The 16,182-nt window shown below is 57.8% G+C and carries 11 protein-coding genes, 1 tRNA gene and 1 pseudogene; 2 read left to right on the top strand and 11 right to left on the bottom strand.

What is annotated here, in order from left to right:
- Window positions 1–107: 107 nt before the first annotated feature.
- The 7 genes from L9Z73_RS12350 to L9Z73_RS12320 all read right to left on the bottom strand — a co-directional run bounded on the left by L9Z73_RS12350 (window position 108) and on the right by L9Z73_RS12320 (window position 8,328).
- Window positions 108–914, bottom strand: coding sequence for a hypothetical protein (locus tag L9Z73_RS12350; RefSeq protein ID WP_247401043.1), 807 nt, complete (start codon window positions 912–914; stop codon window positions 108–110).
- A gap of 119 nt (window positions 915–1,033) precedes the next feature.
- Window positions 1,034–2,443 carry an HlyD family type I secretion periplasmic adaptor subunit gene (locus tag L9Z73_RS12345; protein WP_247401041.1) on the bottom strand — a complete coding sequence of 470 codons (1,410 nt, stop codon included), beginning with the start codon at window positions 2,441–2,443 and terminating at the stop codon, window positions 1,034–1,036.
- Window positions 2,444–2,467: 24 nt separating this feature from the next.
- Complete coding sequence (locus L9Z73_RS12340; RefSeq protein WP_247401038.1) at window positions 2,468–4,603, bottom strand: type I secretion system permease/ATPase; 2,136 nt, start codon at window positions 4,601–4,603, stop codon at window positions 2,468–2,470.
- A gap of 117 nt (window positions 4,604–4,720) precedes the next feature.
- Window positions 4,721–6,133: a TolC family outer membrane protein gene (locus L9Z73_RS12335; RefSeq protein ID WP_282598602.1), complete on the bottom strand. Its 1,413-nt coding sequence runs from the start codon at window positions 6,131–6,133 to the stop codon at window positions 4,721–4,723.
- Window positions 6,134–6,272: 139 nt separating this feature from the next.
- The gene (locus tag L9Z73_RS12330; RefSeq protein ID WP_247401018.1) at window positions 6,273–7,160 is read right to left on the bottom strand and encodes a ParA family protein; all 888 of its coding nucleotides are present in this window, start codon (window positions 7,158–7,160) and stop codon (window positions 6,273–6,275) included.
- Between the two features lie 122 nt (window positions 7,161–7,282).
- Window positions 7,283–7,358: transfer RNA gene (locus tag L9Z73_RS12325), tRNA-Asn, on the bottom strand.
- 85 nt (window positions 7,359–7,443) lie between these two features.
- The gene (locus L9Z73_RS12320; protein ID WP_247401015.1) at window positions 7,444–8,328 is read right to left on the bottom strand and encodes a LysR family transcriptional regulator; all 885 of its coding nucleotides are present in this window, start codon (window positions 8,326–8,328) and stop codon (window positions 7,444–7,446) included.
- Window positions 8,329–8,429: 101 nt separating this feature from the next.
- On the opposite strand from L9Z73_RS12320, the gene lldD reads away from it, so the two are divergent.
- Together lldD and L9Z73_RS12310 are read left to right on the top strand one after the other, a co-directional pair.
- The gene (gene lldD / locus L9Z73_RS12315) at window positions 8,430–9,572 is read left to right on the top strand and encodes an FMN-dependent L-lactate dehydrogenase LldD (RefSeq protein ID WP_247401013.1); all 1,143 of its coding nucleotides are present in this window, start codon (window positions 8,430–8,432) and stop codon (window positions 9,570–9,572) included.
- 315 nt (window positions 9,573–9,887) lie between these two features.
- Window positions 9,888–10,814 carry a GGDEF domain-containing protein gene (locus L9Z73_RS12310; RefSeq protein ID WP_247400966.1) on the top strand — a complete coding sequence of 309 codons (927 nt, stop codon included), beginning with the start codon at window positions 9,888–9,890 and terminating at the stop codon, window positions 10,812–10,814.
- 21 nt (window positions 10,815–10,835) lie between these two features.
- Here the strand turns inward: L9Z73_RS12310 and L9Z73_RS12305 are convergent, their stop codons facing one another.
- The 4 genes and pseudogenes from L9Z73_RS12305 to L9Z73_RS12290 form a co-directional block, all read right to left on the bottom strand.
- Window positions 10,836–11,606 (bottom strand): TenA family transcriptional regulator, encoded by a 771-nt coding sequence (locus L9Z73_RS12305; RefSeq protein ID WP_282598604.1) that lies wholly within the window; start codon window positions 11,604–11,606, stop codon window positions 10,836–10,838.
- 78 nt (window positions 11,607–11,684) lie between these two features.
- On the bottom strand, window positions 11,685–14,147 hold the full coding sequence (locus tag L9Z73_RS12300) for an EAL domain-containing protein (protein ID WP_247400946.1): 2,463 nt from the start codon (window positions 14,145–14,147) through the stop codon (window positions 11,685–11,687).
- Between the two features lie 71 nt (window positions 14,148–14,218).
- Window positions 14,219–16,036: an ABC transporter ATP-binding protein gene (locus L9Z73_RS12295; protein ID WP_426102645.1), complete on the bottom strand. Its 1,818-nt coding sequence runs from the start codon at window positions 16,034–16,036 to the stop codon at window positions 14,219–14,221.
- A pseudogene (locus L9Z73_RS12290) lies at window positions 16,029–16,182 on the bottom strand (DsbA family protein); the annotation flags it as partial. The pseudogene L9Z73_RS12290 and the gene L9Z73_RS12295, both read right to left, overlap by 8 nt.

Below are 16,182 nucleotides of genomic sequence, written 5' to 3'. Positions count from 1 at the left end.
CCAGATACTCATACATCGCACTCGGACCGGCCGACTCTAGAAGCGCTTCGGCTCTATCCAGCTCCACTTTACTTAGCGCTTGAGGCATCACAACTCCTTAGTACTTATCATTTTACTTTTGAGAGGACAAAGTCGGTCGTGGCGCTTACAATCGCCGGCCACTCTTTGAGTTTGCTCGGAGCAATATCAATCTTCGCCAGCGCACCTATTTTTTCAATTACAAAATAGCCCGTACATATGGAAAATTCCTTTTTAACTTTCTGTCGGCGACAGGAGAATACCACTGGCACTTTTCCCGCACTGCGCTGCCAATAATAACGATCTATGATTTCCGGATAAAACCGGTACTCTCTATCTTTAAAATATAAACCCAGCGACTCCTCATAACCACTAACTTTTTCCACATCGACTGGATTAGTCTCCCAAACATTTCGCATCATATAATCAAGATCATCATGCGTGGCAGTAGTAGGCTCAAGAGTCAGCACCAAGCCTTGAAACTCACCGTATGGAATCCGCGTATATTCATCAGTACTAACAGATGAAAAATCTGGCCATGTGAGGGGCATTGATAACGAAGTAAAATTAGCATCACAGCCTTTTTTGTTCTCAGTAAATCCCTTCTCCCAAGTACTTTTCCCTTCGTATTCTGGCCAGAACAAGACCGCACTTCTGGGAACTTCTATCACGTTTCCCGATATTTTCCCGCATACCCAACCCGGACGATTACCTGATGAAGAGTCTGCCCCCATCTGAACGCTATCTCGAACTTCAAATTGCGCAGTAAAAACTGCAACTGCCAACATAGCGATCAAACACAGCAACATAACTGCCGCCACGCCCCTTAAGGCCTGCCAGAAAACAAAGAAAAACCTGTTCAGATTTCGGCGCAAAAAAAAACGATTTACGCGCATAAAATTTCTTCCAATCCGACCATCCAAATCATGATCAATTACCCCATCGAACGTGAGGGCCTGAACCTATGACGGTTTGAACCGCGCCAGACCGAACCCCATCCATGAAAATAGTCCGCCTAGCGCTCTCTCAAACTCTCCTGAACATGCTGGCGCAAAGGGCTCAGGAAGTAATCCAGCACCCGACGCTGATCCGTCTTGACCTCCGCCGTCACCGACATACCCGGAGACAGCGCAACGCGCTCTCCCTTGATATTCAAATAATCTTCTTTCAGTCGAATCCGACTGCTGTAGACGGGCCCACGTTTTTCATCGTCTATCGCATCGTTGGACACCCCGATCACCTCCCCTTCAACGGTGCCATAACGGGTGAAGGTGAAGGTTTCCACCTTAACCGTCACCGCCTGGCCGGCGCGGACAAAACCCACATCCTTGTTTTCCAGCAGGGCTTCCACTTCAACGGGCTGGTCGGTAGGCACGATGACCATCAATGCCTGCGCTGGCGTTACCACACCACCCACGGTATGCACCGCCAGTTGCTGGACAGTGCCAGCTACCGACGCCTTGAGCTGGGTAAGGGTTTCTTGATAGCGGGCCTTGGTCAGTAGCTGAACCAGGCTCGCTTCCTTCTGGACAGCCTCTTGTTGCAGATCCAGCATGGCGCGTCGAGTCTGCGCCACCACGCCTTCGCGTCTACGTTGTGCTTCGCCCCGGGCTGCCGTGGATTGCAATACGCTGGCCTGTTGCACACTCAGTTGGCGCAACACATCCAAGCGTGCTTGTTCCTTTTGCAGGTACTCATGGCGGGCAACATATTGCTGGGCTAGCAAGCGTTGATAGTCCTCAGCCAACTGGGTCGCGATCGGCAACGCCTGACGCAAGCTCGCCACCTGCACCTGCGCAGCCTGGATGTCCGCAGTGCGCTGCAGAATCTCAGCGTCTGCCAGCGCCAACTGGCTTCGATACTCCTGATATTGCCCTTGCAACCAGCGCTGAGCTCTCAGCGTCTGCTCGGGGCTGACCTCCACCAGGCTGTCACGCGCCAGCATCGGCTCTTGCTGGTGCTCGATAGCCTTCAGCATCGCCGTACTACGGGCGCGATCAATACGCGCTGCCAATAAGTCACCCTGCGTGCGTCGTACCTCAGTATCAGCCGAAGTCGCATCCAGTTCGATCAGCACCTCACCCACTTGCACACGCTGCCCGTCACTGACGTGGATCGCCTTGACCACCGCAGTTTCGCTGGATTGGATCAGCTTGGTTTTACCACTGGGGACTATTTTCCCGGGGGCGACGGCCACCACTTCGATGGTTCCAAAGTAAGCCCAGGCAAGCGCCAGGACAAAAAACAGCACGATCCCCCAGACGAAGACTCGCGGGGCCGGATGCGCCGGGCTGTCCTGCAAGGTCAAAGCGGCCGGCATAAACGCCAGCTCATGGGGTAATCGCTTGGGCGTTTCCATCCTCTTGCGCTGGCCCCAGGACTCTCTCCAGACTTGCCGATAACGCTGTAGCAGTGCCAATGCCATGCTGACTATCTCCCTGCCCTGTTTTTATCCTTGTTGCATGCGGTGCAGGCGTGAGTAATGTCCTGCCTGATGTGCTAACAATTCAGCATGGGATCCCTGCTCGACAATTTGTCCGCGGTCCACCACCAGAATGCGGTGGGCGTCACGCACTGCGGACAGCCGATGCGCAATGATGATGACGGTGCGACCAGCGCAAATGCTTTGCATGTTCTGCTGAATGACGCGCTCCGACTCATAGTCCAACGCGCTGGTGGCTTCGTCGAAAATCAGGATGCGCGGGTTGCCGATCAACGCGCGAGCGATGGCGATTCGTTGACGCTGGCCGCCAGACAAGGAGGCCCCGTGCTCCCCGACCACGGTGTCGTAGCCTTCAGGCAGTTCCAGGATGAACTCGTGGGCGCCGGCCATCTGTGCGGCCTGCATGACCGACTCCAACGCGATACCGGGGTCTGTGAGTGCGATGTTTTCGCGAATGCTGCGGTTGAACAGCATGTTGTCTTGGAGCACCACACCAATCTGCCTGCGCAACGACGACACATCGGCCAACGCCAGATCCATGCCGTCGACCAGTACTCGCCCACGTTCCGGAACATACAAGCGCTGGAGTAAACGCGTCAGCGTGCTCTTTCCAGAGCCCGAACGCCCCACCACGCCAATGACTTGCCCTGCCTCGATCTGCACGCTGATACCGCGCAAGACTTCAGAGCCATCCACCCGATACCGGAAATGCACTTGGTCAAATTCAATATGACCTTTCAACGGTGGTAGCGCACTGCGCGCCGCCTGAGCCATTTCCGTGCGCGAGTTCAGAATATCCCCCAGGCGCTGCACAGAAACGCCGGTCTGCTGAAAACTGGTCCAGAGCTGCGCCAGACGCATAATCGGTTGGGAGACCCTGCCGGCCATCATGTTGAACGCTATCAGTGCGCCCACCGTCAATTGACCGTCAATCACCAGGCGTGCGCCCATCCAAAGCGTCGCTACCGTGACCAGTTTTCCAATAAAGGACACACTCTCGTTGGCAATCGCCGACAGGTTTTGGGTCTTGAAACCTGCGGCAACGTAGCCAGCAATCTGATCCTCCCATTTGCGGACGACCTGAGGTTCAACCGCCATGGACTTCACCGTATCGATGCCATTCACGGTCTCGACCAGAAATGCCTGGTTTTCCGCACCGCGTGCAAAGCTATCCTGCAAACGCGCACGCAGGACGGGTGTAACTATCAGCGATACCAAGAAATACAAGGGCAGCGACAACAGGACAATCAAGGTCAGCCACGCGCTGTAGTAGAACATCACAGCAATAAAAACCACTGAGAACAGCACATCGAGCACCACCGTAATGGCGTTGCCGGTGAGGAAGCTGCGGATGTTTTCGAGCTCACGCACCCTGGCCACGGAGTCCCCAACCCGCCGAGCTTGAAAGTACGCCAAGGGCAGATTGACCAAATGACGGAACAGCCGCGAACCCAGCTCGACATCAATGCGGCTGGCGGTGTGGGCAAACAGGTAAGTGCGCAGGCCACTCAAGGCCGACTCGAAAATCATAATGCCCAGTAATCCGGTGGCAACCACGTCCAGAGTCGTCAGTCCGTTATGGACCAATACCTTGTCCATCACCACCTGGAAAAACAGTGGCGTCAGTAGCGCAAACACTTGAAGTACGAACGACACCAACAGCACTTCACCGAGCAACTTGCGGTACTTGATGATGGCTGGAATAAACCAGGTGAAATCAAACCGAGAAGGTTGATTGGACGACCCCGTTTCGGATCGCAGGAGAATCAACTCGCCGGTCCATCGTAACTGCAACGTTTCATAGTCGATGACTTCGGCACGCGCCTGACGGGGATCGTGAATCAGCGCCTTTCCCTGGTCGACCCTGGCAATGATAAAGAAGGTGCCGTCAAGGTCTGTCGCAATCGCCGGAAGTGGGGTTTGGTTGAGGCGCCCCGTCGTCGTGCGGATAGCCTTGGCCTTGAGGCCCGACTTCATCGCCGCCAATAGCAATTCCTGTTTTGCACAAGAGCGGCCTTCGGGGCCAAATTCGTGAGCCAACTGCTCGGCACTCACCGCAATGTCATGCAGGCGCGCCAGCACCACCAAACAGGCCAGCCCCGTGTCTAAAGGTAATTCCGTATGTGAGCCTTGTTCGCTCATAGCGCATCCATGCCAGTTCAAAAGTGTTCAATCAAAAAGTGCAGCACACATCTACGCCAGATTCATGGTGGTTGTGTGACAGTGGGGTCTTGTGGAAGCTTGAAGTGCGCACCTTGATTAACGCTGATTTCGTGCATCAACCGGCAGAAAGTCTCTATCGGCGTCGTAGTTTTTAGTCAGGTACATAGCCAGGCTGGAGAGATCGGCTGGACTCAGCGTCCCAGCGGCCTGTTTGAGTTTCAACGTGTTGATGATGTAGTCGTAGCGTGCGTTGTTGTAATCCCTGACCGCGTTGTAGAGTTGACGCTGGGCATTGAGCACGTCGGCCGTATTGCGTGAGCCCAGTTCACGCCCAACCTGGTTGGCTTTAACAGACGCCTGGCTGGACAAGATAGTCTGGCGTCTCGCGATCACTTGCTCGGTATCGGAGTTGACGGCGCGGTGCAAATTACGCACGTTCAGCACGACTTCACGCCGTTGGTCTTCGCGCTCATCCTCGCTCTGTGCCAGACGCTCGGTGGCTTCACGCACCTGGGAACGCGTAGAACCACCCGAGTACAGCGGAATATTCAACTCAAGCCCCACACTGCGTTGCGCGACGTCGCCGTAATAGCCGGAACGCCCAAAGTCCGTGGGATTGCTGTAGCCGAAATTGTCGTTATCGCCTTTGCGATAGGAGACCACCGCATCCAGCGTCGGCGCAAAACCCGCCTTGCGTTGGCTACGCGTATGCTCGGCGGCGGCGACGGCATAATTGCTCGCCAACAATGCAAGATTTTGTTGCACAGCCCAGCCGACCCACACATTTGGGTCATTGGGCTGAGGCGTTTCTATGGGAAGTTGATGCGCAATCGCCTCAATGGACGAATAGCGCTGTTTCGTCAGTCGAGAAAGCCCCTCGAAGGCATCCTCCACTTTTCGCTCAGCCAGCTTGCGATTAGCGGTGGCCGTGTCGAAGGCAGCCTGCGCATCCAGTAAATCGGTAATGCTTGAAGCGCCATTGTCCAAACGAGCCTGCGCTTGCTGCTGCTGACGCAGCAACGCTGCCTCTTCAGCCTTGGATGCAGCCAATAAATCCTGTGCGCGCAGCGTTTCAAAGTAAGCCTGCGCAGCGCTTAACATCAATTCCTGCTCTTTTGCCGACAGCTCCAGTTCTGCCTGAGCGGTACTCGCCTGCGATGCTTCAAGCGCAAACCAGCGATCAAGCCGGAACACCGGTTGATTTAAATTGGCTTGGAATACTTTTTGATTACGGGTACGCGTCAACGAAGGTTGGTCGCGTTCCAGTCGCACCGCTTCCACCGACCCGCCAGCGCTGAGGGTGGGAAGTAACCCCGCTCGCGCTTGAGGGATAGCCTCACGTTGCGCACCGAACGCGTGTCGGGCGGCGGAAAGCTTTGCATCGTTAATGGCTGCTTGCTGGTAAACACTCATCAGGTCTGCGCGCCGAAGCTGATCTTCGGCCAGTACCGGATTGAAAACGCCCAATACACAGGCAATCACACAGCAAATCCTTGTGCAGTTACTCATGACAATCCATTTTCAAAACGATGCCTCTCGGCAATCGTGGGGCTACAGGTATCGCAAATCGGCAAGGATTGTAGAGCGTTAATTGTTACCGTTTGGAGTTTGCGCGCAACTGAATGAGGTGGGGCAAAATCAAGCGCGCTCATACTGCCGCTCTCCCCAGGGTCGCCCTCTTCGATATCAACGACACGTTCTGGCTCAGGCGTTCCTCACTCAGCGTTTCAAACTTCAAACGCCACTCGGGAAACAGCTCCATGGAGAGGTCTTTGATGACCTTGAACGCGGTTGGTGAGCGGCGGTGTGTGGGAAGCCGATACTCCAATCGGTGAGCGGGAATACCTTCGGTGGCGGCACGACGAAAACTCACCGCCGCCGGGATTGTCGTGCGGACCATCTGAACCTGGGGATGGTCTGAAAAGGTCTCGGCTAAAGATTGATAAATCAGACTTGCATCGTTCGTTGCGTCAAGCTTGTTGATCACCACATTCAGGGGGGGCGTCACAGCACCAAGTGCTGCCAATGGCTCAAGATCCCGGTAGAGCTGGAGCATTCCGCGGTGAAACTCTCGAGCAGTCAACATATCCGGCGTGATGGGGGAAATAGCCATTTGGGCGCCCAATAACGCCATCTCCAAGAGGATGGAGCGCGCGCCTTGGGTGTCGATCAAAATCAGATCAAAGTCGCCCTCAAAAGCCAGCATCAAATTTTTGAGACGAAGACGGCCGTCAGCTGCGTGCAAAAGCAGATTGCTCAACTGGTTGAACGGGTCATTCGAGTGAATCAGCGAGAGATTGGGAATGCAGGTCTGGGAGATGATCTGGTCTGCCCGGGTCTCATTATTCGCGATCAGTTGATAGGTGCCGCCTGGCGCTTCATGCGATAGCGCGTAGAACGACGACAACGATGGCTGGTTATCAAGATCAATAAGTAGGGTTCGAAGACCTGCATCGGCGCAGAACGCGCCTAGATTGGCGCCTACCGTGGTTTTACCCGGTCCGCCCTTGGTTGAAACGATTGCCGCGATTTTCATACTGCTTGCCTCTGAATCGAAAGATTAGAGGCAGCTTCATAAAAGTCACGCTATAAGATGATGCTCAGGAAAATCGCCCTGAACGAAAAAAGCCTGCATCTCTGCAGGCTTTTCTCAATGTCTGGCTCCACGACCTGGACTCGAACCAGGGACCCAATGATTAACAGTCATTTGCTCTACCAACTGAGCTATCGCGGAATTCGCCGTATGTTACTGATTAAAAAGGATAAGTCAAGCACTCCGTAGCGCCTGGTGGGCGCATTCGGACAATTGGCGTGCGCCTCTACCCCGCGACGGCCATTTCCTTGGCCAAGTCCAGCCAGGCCCGGGCTGCAGGTGGCAGGTGGGCGCTGGCGCGCCAGGCCAGGGCGATGTGCCAGTCGGTGTGGGATTCGTCCAAGGGGATCAGGGCGATACCGGCGTGCTGGTGCTTGAGCGCGAGCATGCGTGGCAGGAAGGCGACGCCCAGCCCTGCCGCCACAAGGTCGACGATGAAGTCGATCTGCCCGCTGCGGGCGGTCACCCTGGGCGTCACGCCTTTGCGTTCGCAGGCGGTGAGGATTAATGCGTTCAGGGCAAAACCGGCTTCGAACAGAATGAACGGTGAATCCGCGAGGTCGGTGAAGTCGATGCGCTTGCGCCGCGCGAGAGGATGGCTAATGGGCAGCACGGCCATCAGTGGCTCATTGCGCACGGGTTGGTAGTCGAAGCCTTCGTCCACCGGCAGCAGCAGGGCCGCCAGATCGACCTCCCCGGCTTCCAGGCATTCGCGCAGTTTTTTGCTGCCGTGCTCGGTGAGTTCGATATCGATGTCCGGGTAGCGATTGCGGTAGGTCGCGAACATAGAAGCGAACAGTACGCCGCATCCCACTGGCGGCAGGCCGATACGCAGCAGGCCGCGCTTGAGCTCGCGCAGGTCGTTGATCTCGGCGACCAGGTCGTTGCGCTCGGCGAGCAGCACCAGGGCACGGCGGTAGGCAATTTCGCCGGCGGCGGTAAGTTCGTTCTTGTGGCCGAGGCGATTAAGCAGCGGCGCGCCCAGCTCGTCCTCCAGGGTCTTGACCGCCTTGCTCACCGTCGACTGGGTCAGCGACACCACCTGCGCCGCCTGGGAAAACCCGCCCTGACGCACCACCTCGACGAAGACACGCAGTGTTCTCAGGTTCATCGATATTCCTTTTGCGACTGGACGCTAGCGATAAAAGTTGTTTTTATCATGCCAGATGTTTGCTTACCGTAATCACCCTTTGCCCTGCGGAGACACTGTTCATGATCATTTCGTCGGCATCCGATTACCGTGCGGCAGCCAAGCGCAAGCTGCCGCGCTTCCTGTTCGACTACATCGACGGTGGCGCCTACGCCGAACACACAATGCGCGCCAATAGTTCGGACCTGGCCGAGATCAGCCTGCGCCAGCGCATTCTGCGCAACGTGGATAGCCTGAGTTTGAAGACCACGTTGTTCGGTCAGGAACACGCCATGCCGATCATCCTCAGCCCAGTGGGCTTGACCGGCATGTACGCGCGGCGCGGCGAGGTGCAGGCGGCCAAGGCGGCGGCCAACAAGGGGATTCCCTTCTGCCTGTCGACAGTGTCGGTGTGCTCGATTGAGGAAGTGGCGTCGCAAAGCGCGCAGTCGATCTGGTTCCAGCTCTATGTGCTCAAGGACCGCGGCTTTATGCGCAATGCGCTGGAACGGGCGCAGGCCGCCGGGGTGACGACGCTGGTGTTCACCGTCGATATGCCGACGCCGGGCGCACGTTACCGGGATGCGCACTCGGGCATGTCCGGACCGTATGCCTCGGCGCGCCGGATGCTGCAGGCCGTCACCAAACCACAATGGGCATGGAATGTTGGCGTGATGGGCCGCCCGCACGACCTGGGCAATATCTCCAAGTACCTGGGCAAGCCCACCACCCTTGAAGATTACGTCGGCTGGCTGGCCAACAACTTCGACCCGTCGATCAGCTGGAAAGACCTGGAGTGGATACGTGAGTTCTGGAAAGGCCCGATGATCATCAAGGGCATCCTAGACCCGCAGGACGCCAAGGACGCGGTGAGCTTCGGAGCCGATGGCATCGTGGTCTCCAACCATGGTGGCCGCCAATTGGACGGCGTGCTCTCAACCGCCAAGGCACTGCCGCCGATTGCCCAAGCGGTAGGCGACGACCTGACAGTGCTGGTGGATTCCGGCATTCGCTCCGGGCTCGACGTGGTGCGCATGCTCGCCCTGGGCGCCAAGGCGTGTCTGTTGGGACGCTCGACCGCCTATGCGTTGGCCGCCGATGGCCAGCACGGGGTGGAAAACCTGCTGGATATCTTCGCCAAGGAAATGCGTGTGGCCATGACACTGACCGGTGTGACATCGATTGAGCAGATCGACCCGAGCACCTTGGTTCAGCACGGCGTGTAAAACTGCCATCAAGCTGCCATCAACCTGCCAAATAACTGACATTGCGCTGCAGCGGTTGTTTTTGCCCTCCTGAATACCCTTTGATTTATAAGGATTTTATTAAAAAGCAACAAAGTGGCATGAATCTCGCTCTAACCCTTTCAAGCAGGTTATGCGATGACAAGACGTGTGGCAGTGCCCAGGGGTTATAACCCCTGGCAAAGCGGTTTAAACTGTTTCCAATGTTTTACGGAACTGAAGGAACAGTAAGACGCTTGGCACTCGCCACTCTCATCGAGCCTGTAAGACAGCTAAGTGCTTAGAGGCCGACTGCTTATGAAAACCCCGCCCCAGACTCACGCAATCGACTTTGACAGTGCCAAATTGCAACGCCTGGGCTTTGGTCAGCCATCCTCTCTCCCGCACCGCCCCACCACGGTTGTTCAACTGCGCCAACAACTGGGCCTGCAATTGCAGACCAGCCTGGAACCGCAACGCATCCTCGGCCTGTTCTTTCGCGAGATCCAGCGCCTGGTGCCCCTGGACGCTATGCACTACGCCCATCAGCCCAGCGACCTACGCCTGGAATTCGGCCATCGCGGCCATCATTCGGTGAGCTACGCCTTGAGCCATGAAGGCGAACATTTGGGCGAGCTGGTATTCCGTCGCAACCAACGCTTTATGGAAGAAGAACTGGGTCAGCTAGAATCCCTGCTCGCCACCCTGCTCTACCCGATGCGCAACGCCCTGCTCTATCGCGCCGCCACCCGCAGCGCCCTGCGTGACCCGTTGACCGAAACCGGCAACCGCATCGCCATGGACCAGACCCTGCAGCGCGAAATCGACATGGCGCGGCGACACTCGAACCCGTTGTCCCTGCTGATGCTCGACATCGATCACTTCAAACGCGTCAACGACACTCACGGCCATGCGGTCGGCGACAAGGTACTGCGCGCCGTCGCCGCGTCAATCAAGGGCCAGCTACGCAATATGGACATGGTGTTCCGGTTTGGCGGGGAAGAGTTTCTGGTCCTGCTCTCCAACACCGGCCGGGAAGCGGCGGCGATCGTCGGCGAGCGCCTGCGCCAAGCGGCACAGACCCAGGAATATTGGGCGGATGACATACGCATCGATCTGACGGTGAGTCTGGGCTGCTCGACGTTGTTGGCTGGCGAGTCTGCCGAAAGCCTGTTGCGTCGGGCCGACAGCGCCCTGTATGTGGCCAAGCGCGAAGGTCGCAACCGCTTGGCAATGGCGGGGTAGACCCCCGCCACGCGTTTTACATCACGCTTCGCTGGCGACCCGCACCAGGCGCTCGCGAACAGTCGCGGTCGCAGGCTTTTCGTTCTCCAGGCGCATGCAACTTTCCAGGAACAAGTACATGTAGTCGTAACTCTTGCACACGGCCTGGCGCAGCTCTGCCTGCAGTTGTCGGCTGGGGTTCATGCCGGCCAACGTGCAAATGATTTCCAGTGCTTCCCAAGGGTGGGCATCGTCGTACTGGGCATGCATCTTCAGCCACTTCATTGCGCGCTTGCGGTCTTCCTCTGGGAAGGCTGCGGCATAAACGCCGGAGGAACACACCAACGCGGACCACTCCCCCGTCGCGCCCTCGATGGCGTAGTTGGTGGCGGCGATCGCGATGATCAACGAATCGGCAGAACTGGTGTGCCAGCACCAATGACTCAGTGCGTGCAGTTCCGGCGCTACGTTTTGTGCTTGCAGCTCTTCGAGGCTGACGCCGTGGGCGCCGGCCCAATGCAGCCAATAGTCGGCGTGGTTCAATTCCACCCGAATATTGCGCATCAGCCAACGCCGCGCCATGTCCTCACCAGGATGACGGGCAAACTTGGTCTTGGTGAGGTTCTGTGCCATGTACAAGGCAAACTGTTCAACCACGGGCCAGCCACCGATCAGGTATTGGCGCATGGTCTTGGCGCTCAGCGTGTTATCACGCATGCGCTGATACAGTTCGTGCTCGACAACTCGGCGCTTGCTTTCGCTACAGCCCTGGATCAATTGCTGCGCCCAGGCGGGGTAACTCGAGGCTTCCATAAGCGGGCCGGTTCTGTTGAAGGTGTCGATCACTGTAAGGCTCCTTTTTAAGTGTGATTGTACAGACCAGCAAATGTTTCAGCGGAATGTGCCGGGCGCCTTGAATAACAGAGGCTGCGGCCGCACAGGTCGACACTGCAAGCTATCAAAGGTAAACAATTGCGGGCGTTCAATCACGTAGCCCTGAGCGTAATCCACACCGATCTCAAGTAGAGCCTGTTCGATGTGCGGCGTTTCAACAAACTCGGCAATTGTGCGTTTACCCATGACGTGGCCGATGTGGTTGATCACTTCGACCATGGCGCGGTTAATCGGGTCGTCCAGCATATCCTTTACGAAACTTCCATCGATCTTCAAGAAGTCTACAGGTAAATGTTTCAGATAAGCGAATGAGGACATTCCGGCGCAGAAGTCATCGAGTGAGAAATGGCAACCTAACTCTTTGAGTTCATTAATAAAGCGAATTGCGCTGCCTAAATTTGCAATAGCGCAGGTTTCAGTTATTTCAAAACAAATCATTTCTGGCGGAACACTGTAAGCCGCAAACTTCTCGCGTAAAAAACCGAGAAAAGCGTCATCACCAATAGTTATGCCTGACAGATTAATCGCACACATAGCCATGGGCCGGCCCGGGCGCTCATGCATGCAGCGGGCAATGAGGTTGAACACGTTGTCCACCACCCAGCGATCCAGGGAGCTCATCAACCCGTAACGTTCGGCGGCCGGAATAAAACTGTCGGGCAGGATGATCCGGCCGGACTCGTCGTGCATCCGCAGCAGGATTTCAATGTGCCCACTGCCGGCGTCGGTGTGCCCCAGGGGCGAGATTTCCTGCGAGTACAGGCAAAAGCGGTTTTCTTCCAAAGCCATGTGCAAGCGTTGCACCCAGGCCATCTCGCCGAAGCGCAGGGACAGTTCGGAGTCGTCGGGATGGTAGACCTGCACGCGGTTGCGGCCCTTTTCCTTGGCCATATAGCAGGCCATGTCGGCGGCGCGCAGCGACGTTTCCAGGGTGGTCGGGATCTGTGAAATATGCACCAGGCCAATGCTAACGGTGGTCATGAATGGCCGGCCCTTCCACACGAAATGCAGGTTCTGCACGGTGTGGCGCAGGCTTTCGGCGATTTTTTCCGCCGCCGTCGCCGGGCAGTTCTCCAGCAGGATACCGAACTCATCACCGCCCAGGCGCGCCAGGGTGTCGCCGTCCCGCAGATCCGATTGCAGCAGTGCGCAGATATGCCGCAACAGCTCGTCGCCTGCCGCATGGCCGCAGGTGTCGTTGACCAGCTTGAACTGGTCCAGGTCGAGGAACATCAAGGCATGCCGCCCGTTGTGCTCACGCCCGACGTGTTGCAGCACCTGTTCCAAGCGGAACTCGAACTCACGACGGTTGGCCAGGCCGGTCAATGCGTCATGGGTCGCCTGCCACGAAAGATTGGCGATGTATTGCCGTTCCTGGGTCATGTCGTGCAGCACCAGCACCGCACCGCTGACTTTGCCGGCACTGCGGATCGGCGCGCCCACCAATGTCACCGAGACGGTACTGCCGTCCAGGCGCTGGATGGTTTTGGAGTGTTCGCTGCCGCCACTCAAGTGGCCCTTGGTGATGTGTTCGATCAGGGCGAAAGCATCGGGCTGGGCATCGTCATCGAGTAGGTTGAACAGTGCCGCCAAGGGCTGGCCCTGGGCACGGGCCGATGTCCAACGCGTCAGTGCCTCGGCGGCCGGGTTCATGTAGGTAATGGCGCCATCGACATCGGTGGTGATCACGCCATCGCCGATCGACTCCAGGGTGATCTGTGCCCGCTCCTTCTCCACTTGCAGGGCATCGGCGAAGGCGTGCCGCTGCGTCAACAACTTATAGGTACGCAGCAGCGCCAGGGCGATCAGGCACAGTGCCGTGGCCAGGTTGGTGATCAGCAACAGCCGCAGGATGAAACGCGAGCCTTCACCCAGGGCATCGCTGAACGCCTTTGCCGCCGGCGTCACGCCGTCGTTGATGGCAAATATTTGCGCCTTCCATTGCCGCACATCGTCATCACGGACCTGGCTGGTGGTGATCGCCCGGTGCATCGCCTGGGCCAGGTCGTCCAGCTGGACCAGATAGCCATCGCCCACGGCCCACCGTTCGATGGCTTTTTCCAAGTAACTGAAATGGCGAAAGTTGAGATACAGCCAGATCACACTGGAGACGTCATCCGGGTGGTTGCCGCCCTTGATGATCCCCTGGCGCGCCGCGTTGAGGTCGGGGGCCGGGCGGTCCAGTGCGATACGCAACTCATGCCCGCCCTGGGGCACGGCAATGGCTTGTTGGTATTTGAGGTAGGTGGCCTCGTCGCGATTATCGGCGTACAGCGTCAGATAGTAGATGGCGTCTTTCTGGCCCTTGGACCAAAGACTCTCGCCGGCCACATAGACGCGCACCGCTGAAAGCACATATAGACTGATGCAACCTAATAATACTTGGAACAATACGACGGCGATAAAGGGCCAGACAATGCCCAACAGCCTTGGCGTTCCGAGAGTCCGCTTCTGCTTCATGAAGTCCCTTGCACATGCACAGCCAAATACGCGCGCGGACATCCGCTCCTGATAGCACAGCGTAGGCTAAATCAACGCACTTGTTGCAAGTGTCCGTAAAGTTTGGCGTATAGGCCGCCATCCGCGATCAGTTGCTGATGGTCACCGTCCTCGGCGATATGCCCACCGTCGAACACCAGTACCCGATCAGCTTGTTTCACCGCCGAGAGTCGATGGGCAATGATCAGGGTAGTGCGCCCACTGAGAAACCGCGCCAGCGCCTGGTGCAGGTTGTACTCGGTGGCAGCGTCCAGGGCCGAGGTCGCCTCGTCCAGGATCACCACCTTGGGCTCGGCCAAGACCATGCGCGCAATCGCCAGGCGTTGGCGCTGGCCACCAGAAAAGCGCACGCCGGAGCGCCCCACCACACTGTCCAGGCCAAGGGGCAAGGCCTTGACGGTCGCCTCCAACTGGGCGATTTCCAGCGCCTGCCAACAGGCCTGGTCACTGCGATTGCGGCCCATGGTCAGGTTGGCACGCACGGTGTCGTTGAACAGCGCGGGGTGTTGCAGCACCACCGCGACGTGCTCGCGGATGGTCTCCAGGCCGATTTCCTGCTGGGTTGCACCGCCGAAACGAATACTCCCCGCCTGCGGTGTGTACAACCCCAGCAGCAGTTGCACCAGGGTACTTTTGCCACCGCCGCTGGCGCCGACAATCGCCACCTTCTCACCGGGCTCGATGCTGAGGTTCAACTGGTCGAGCACCCGGTCTTCGCCATAGCCGAACGTCAGGCCACGCACGTCAATACCGACCGTTTCGCGCCCGGTGAACGGGTCTGCGCCGCCGGCATATTGCGGCTCATCGGCACGGGCCAGCAGCTCGTTGATCCGCGTCAGCGCCCCGCCCGCCGCGTAGTAGGCGTATTGCAGGTTCAGCAACTGCTCCACCGGGCCGATCATGAACCACAGGTAGCTGAACACCGCGAGCATCTGGCCGATGGACAGGTCGGAAAACAGCACGGTGAGCATGGCGGCCGCGCGAAAAATGTCGATGCCGAACTGGAACAGCAAACCGCTGGCGCGGCTGGAGGCGTCGGTTTTCCATTGGGAGTGAATGGCATAGTCACGCACTTCACGGGCCCGCTGGCCGAGGCGGCCAAGGAAAAAGCCCTGGCGATTGCCCGCACGGACCTCCTGAATGGCGTCGAGGGTTTCGGTCAACGCCTGAGTGAAGCGCGAGGTGCTGTCGTTTTCGAGTTTCTTCAGGTGCTTGACGCGCTTGCCCAACTGCACCGTGGCATAGATCACCAGCGGGTTGAACAGCAGGATCAGCAACGCCAGTTGCCAGTGCATCCACACCAAAATCGCCGAGGTGCCGACCAGGGTCAACATGGCCACCAGGAAACGGCTGAGGGTTTCGCCGACGAATTTGTCCAGCGTATCCAGGTCGGTGACCAGGTGCGTGGTGACGGTGCCACTGCCGAGGCTTTCGTACTCGCCGAGGGAAATGCGCTTGAGCCGCTCGATCAGGCGCACCCGGATGCGGTAGACGATGTCCTTGGCCAGTCGCGCAAACAAACGCGCCTGCACCACGTTGAACACCAGCGCACCGCAGCGCAGGGTCAGGGTCACCAGCAGCATCAGGCCGATATAACCGGCAGCTTTCTGCCAGCCCAGGGGCAGCGCGTGGTTCATCACCTTGAGCGCGGCATCGCCATGGCCCAGCAGCACTTCGTCAACCAGCAGGGGCAACAGCAGGGGGATGGGCACGCTGCACAGGGTCGCCAGCACGGCGACACCATTGGCGACCCACAGGGATTTTTTGTGACGCAAGGCCAGGCGGCGTATTTCCGCCCAGGTCAGTCGATCAATGTGGTGGGTGGGCTCGGCGTCAGGCTGGTCAGGCACAGGCAGCTCGCTCCAGCCAGCGGGCGAGCAGCGGCGACAGCGCGGACAGCGGCTGGTAGCCGTTGGTCAGCAAGGCCAACTGGCCATTGCGCTCGGCCAGCAGCGTCGGAAAACCGGCGATCCCCAAATCCTGCACCCAGGTGAAA

It is taken from the genome of Pseudomonas emilianonis, from assembly GCF_023072625.1.
GTDB classification, from domain to species: domain Bacteria; phylum Pseudomonadota; class Gammaproteobacteria; order Pseudomonadales; family Pseudomonadaceae; genus Aquipseudomonas; species Aquipseudomonas paraveronii.
Note: the sequence above shows the minus strand (reverse complement) of the source record. Positions and strands in the feature narration are given on the sequence as shown.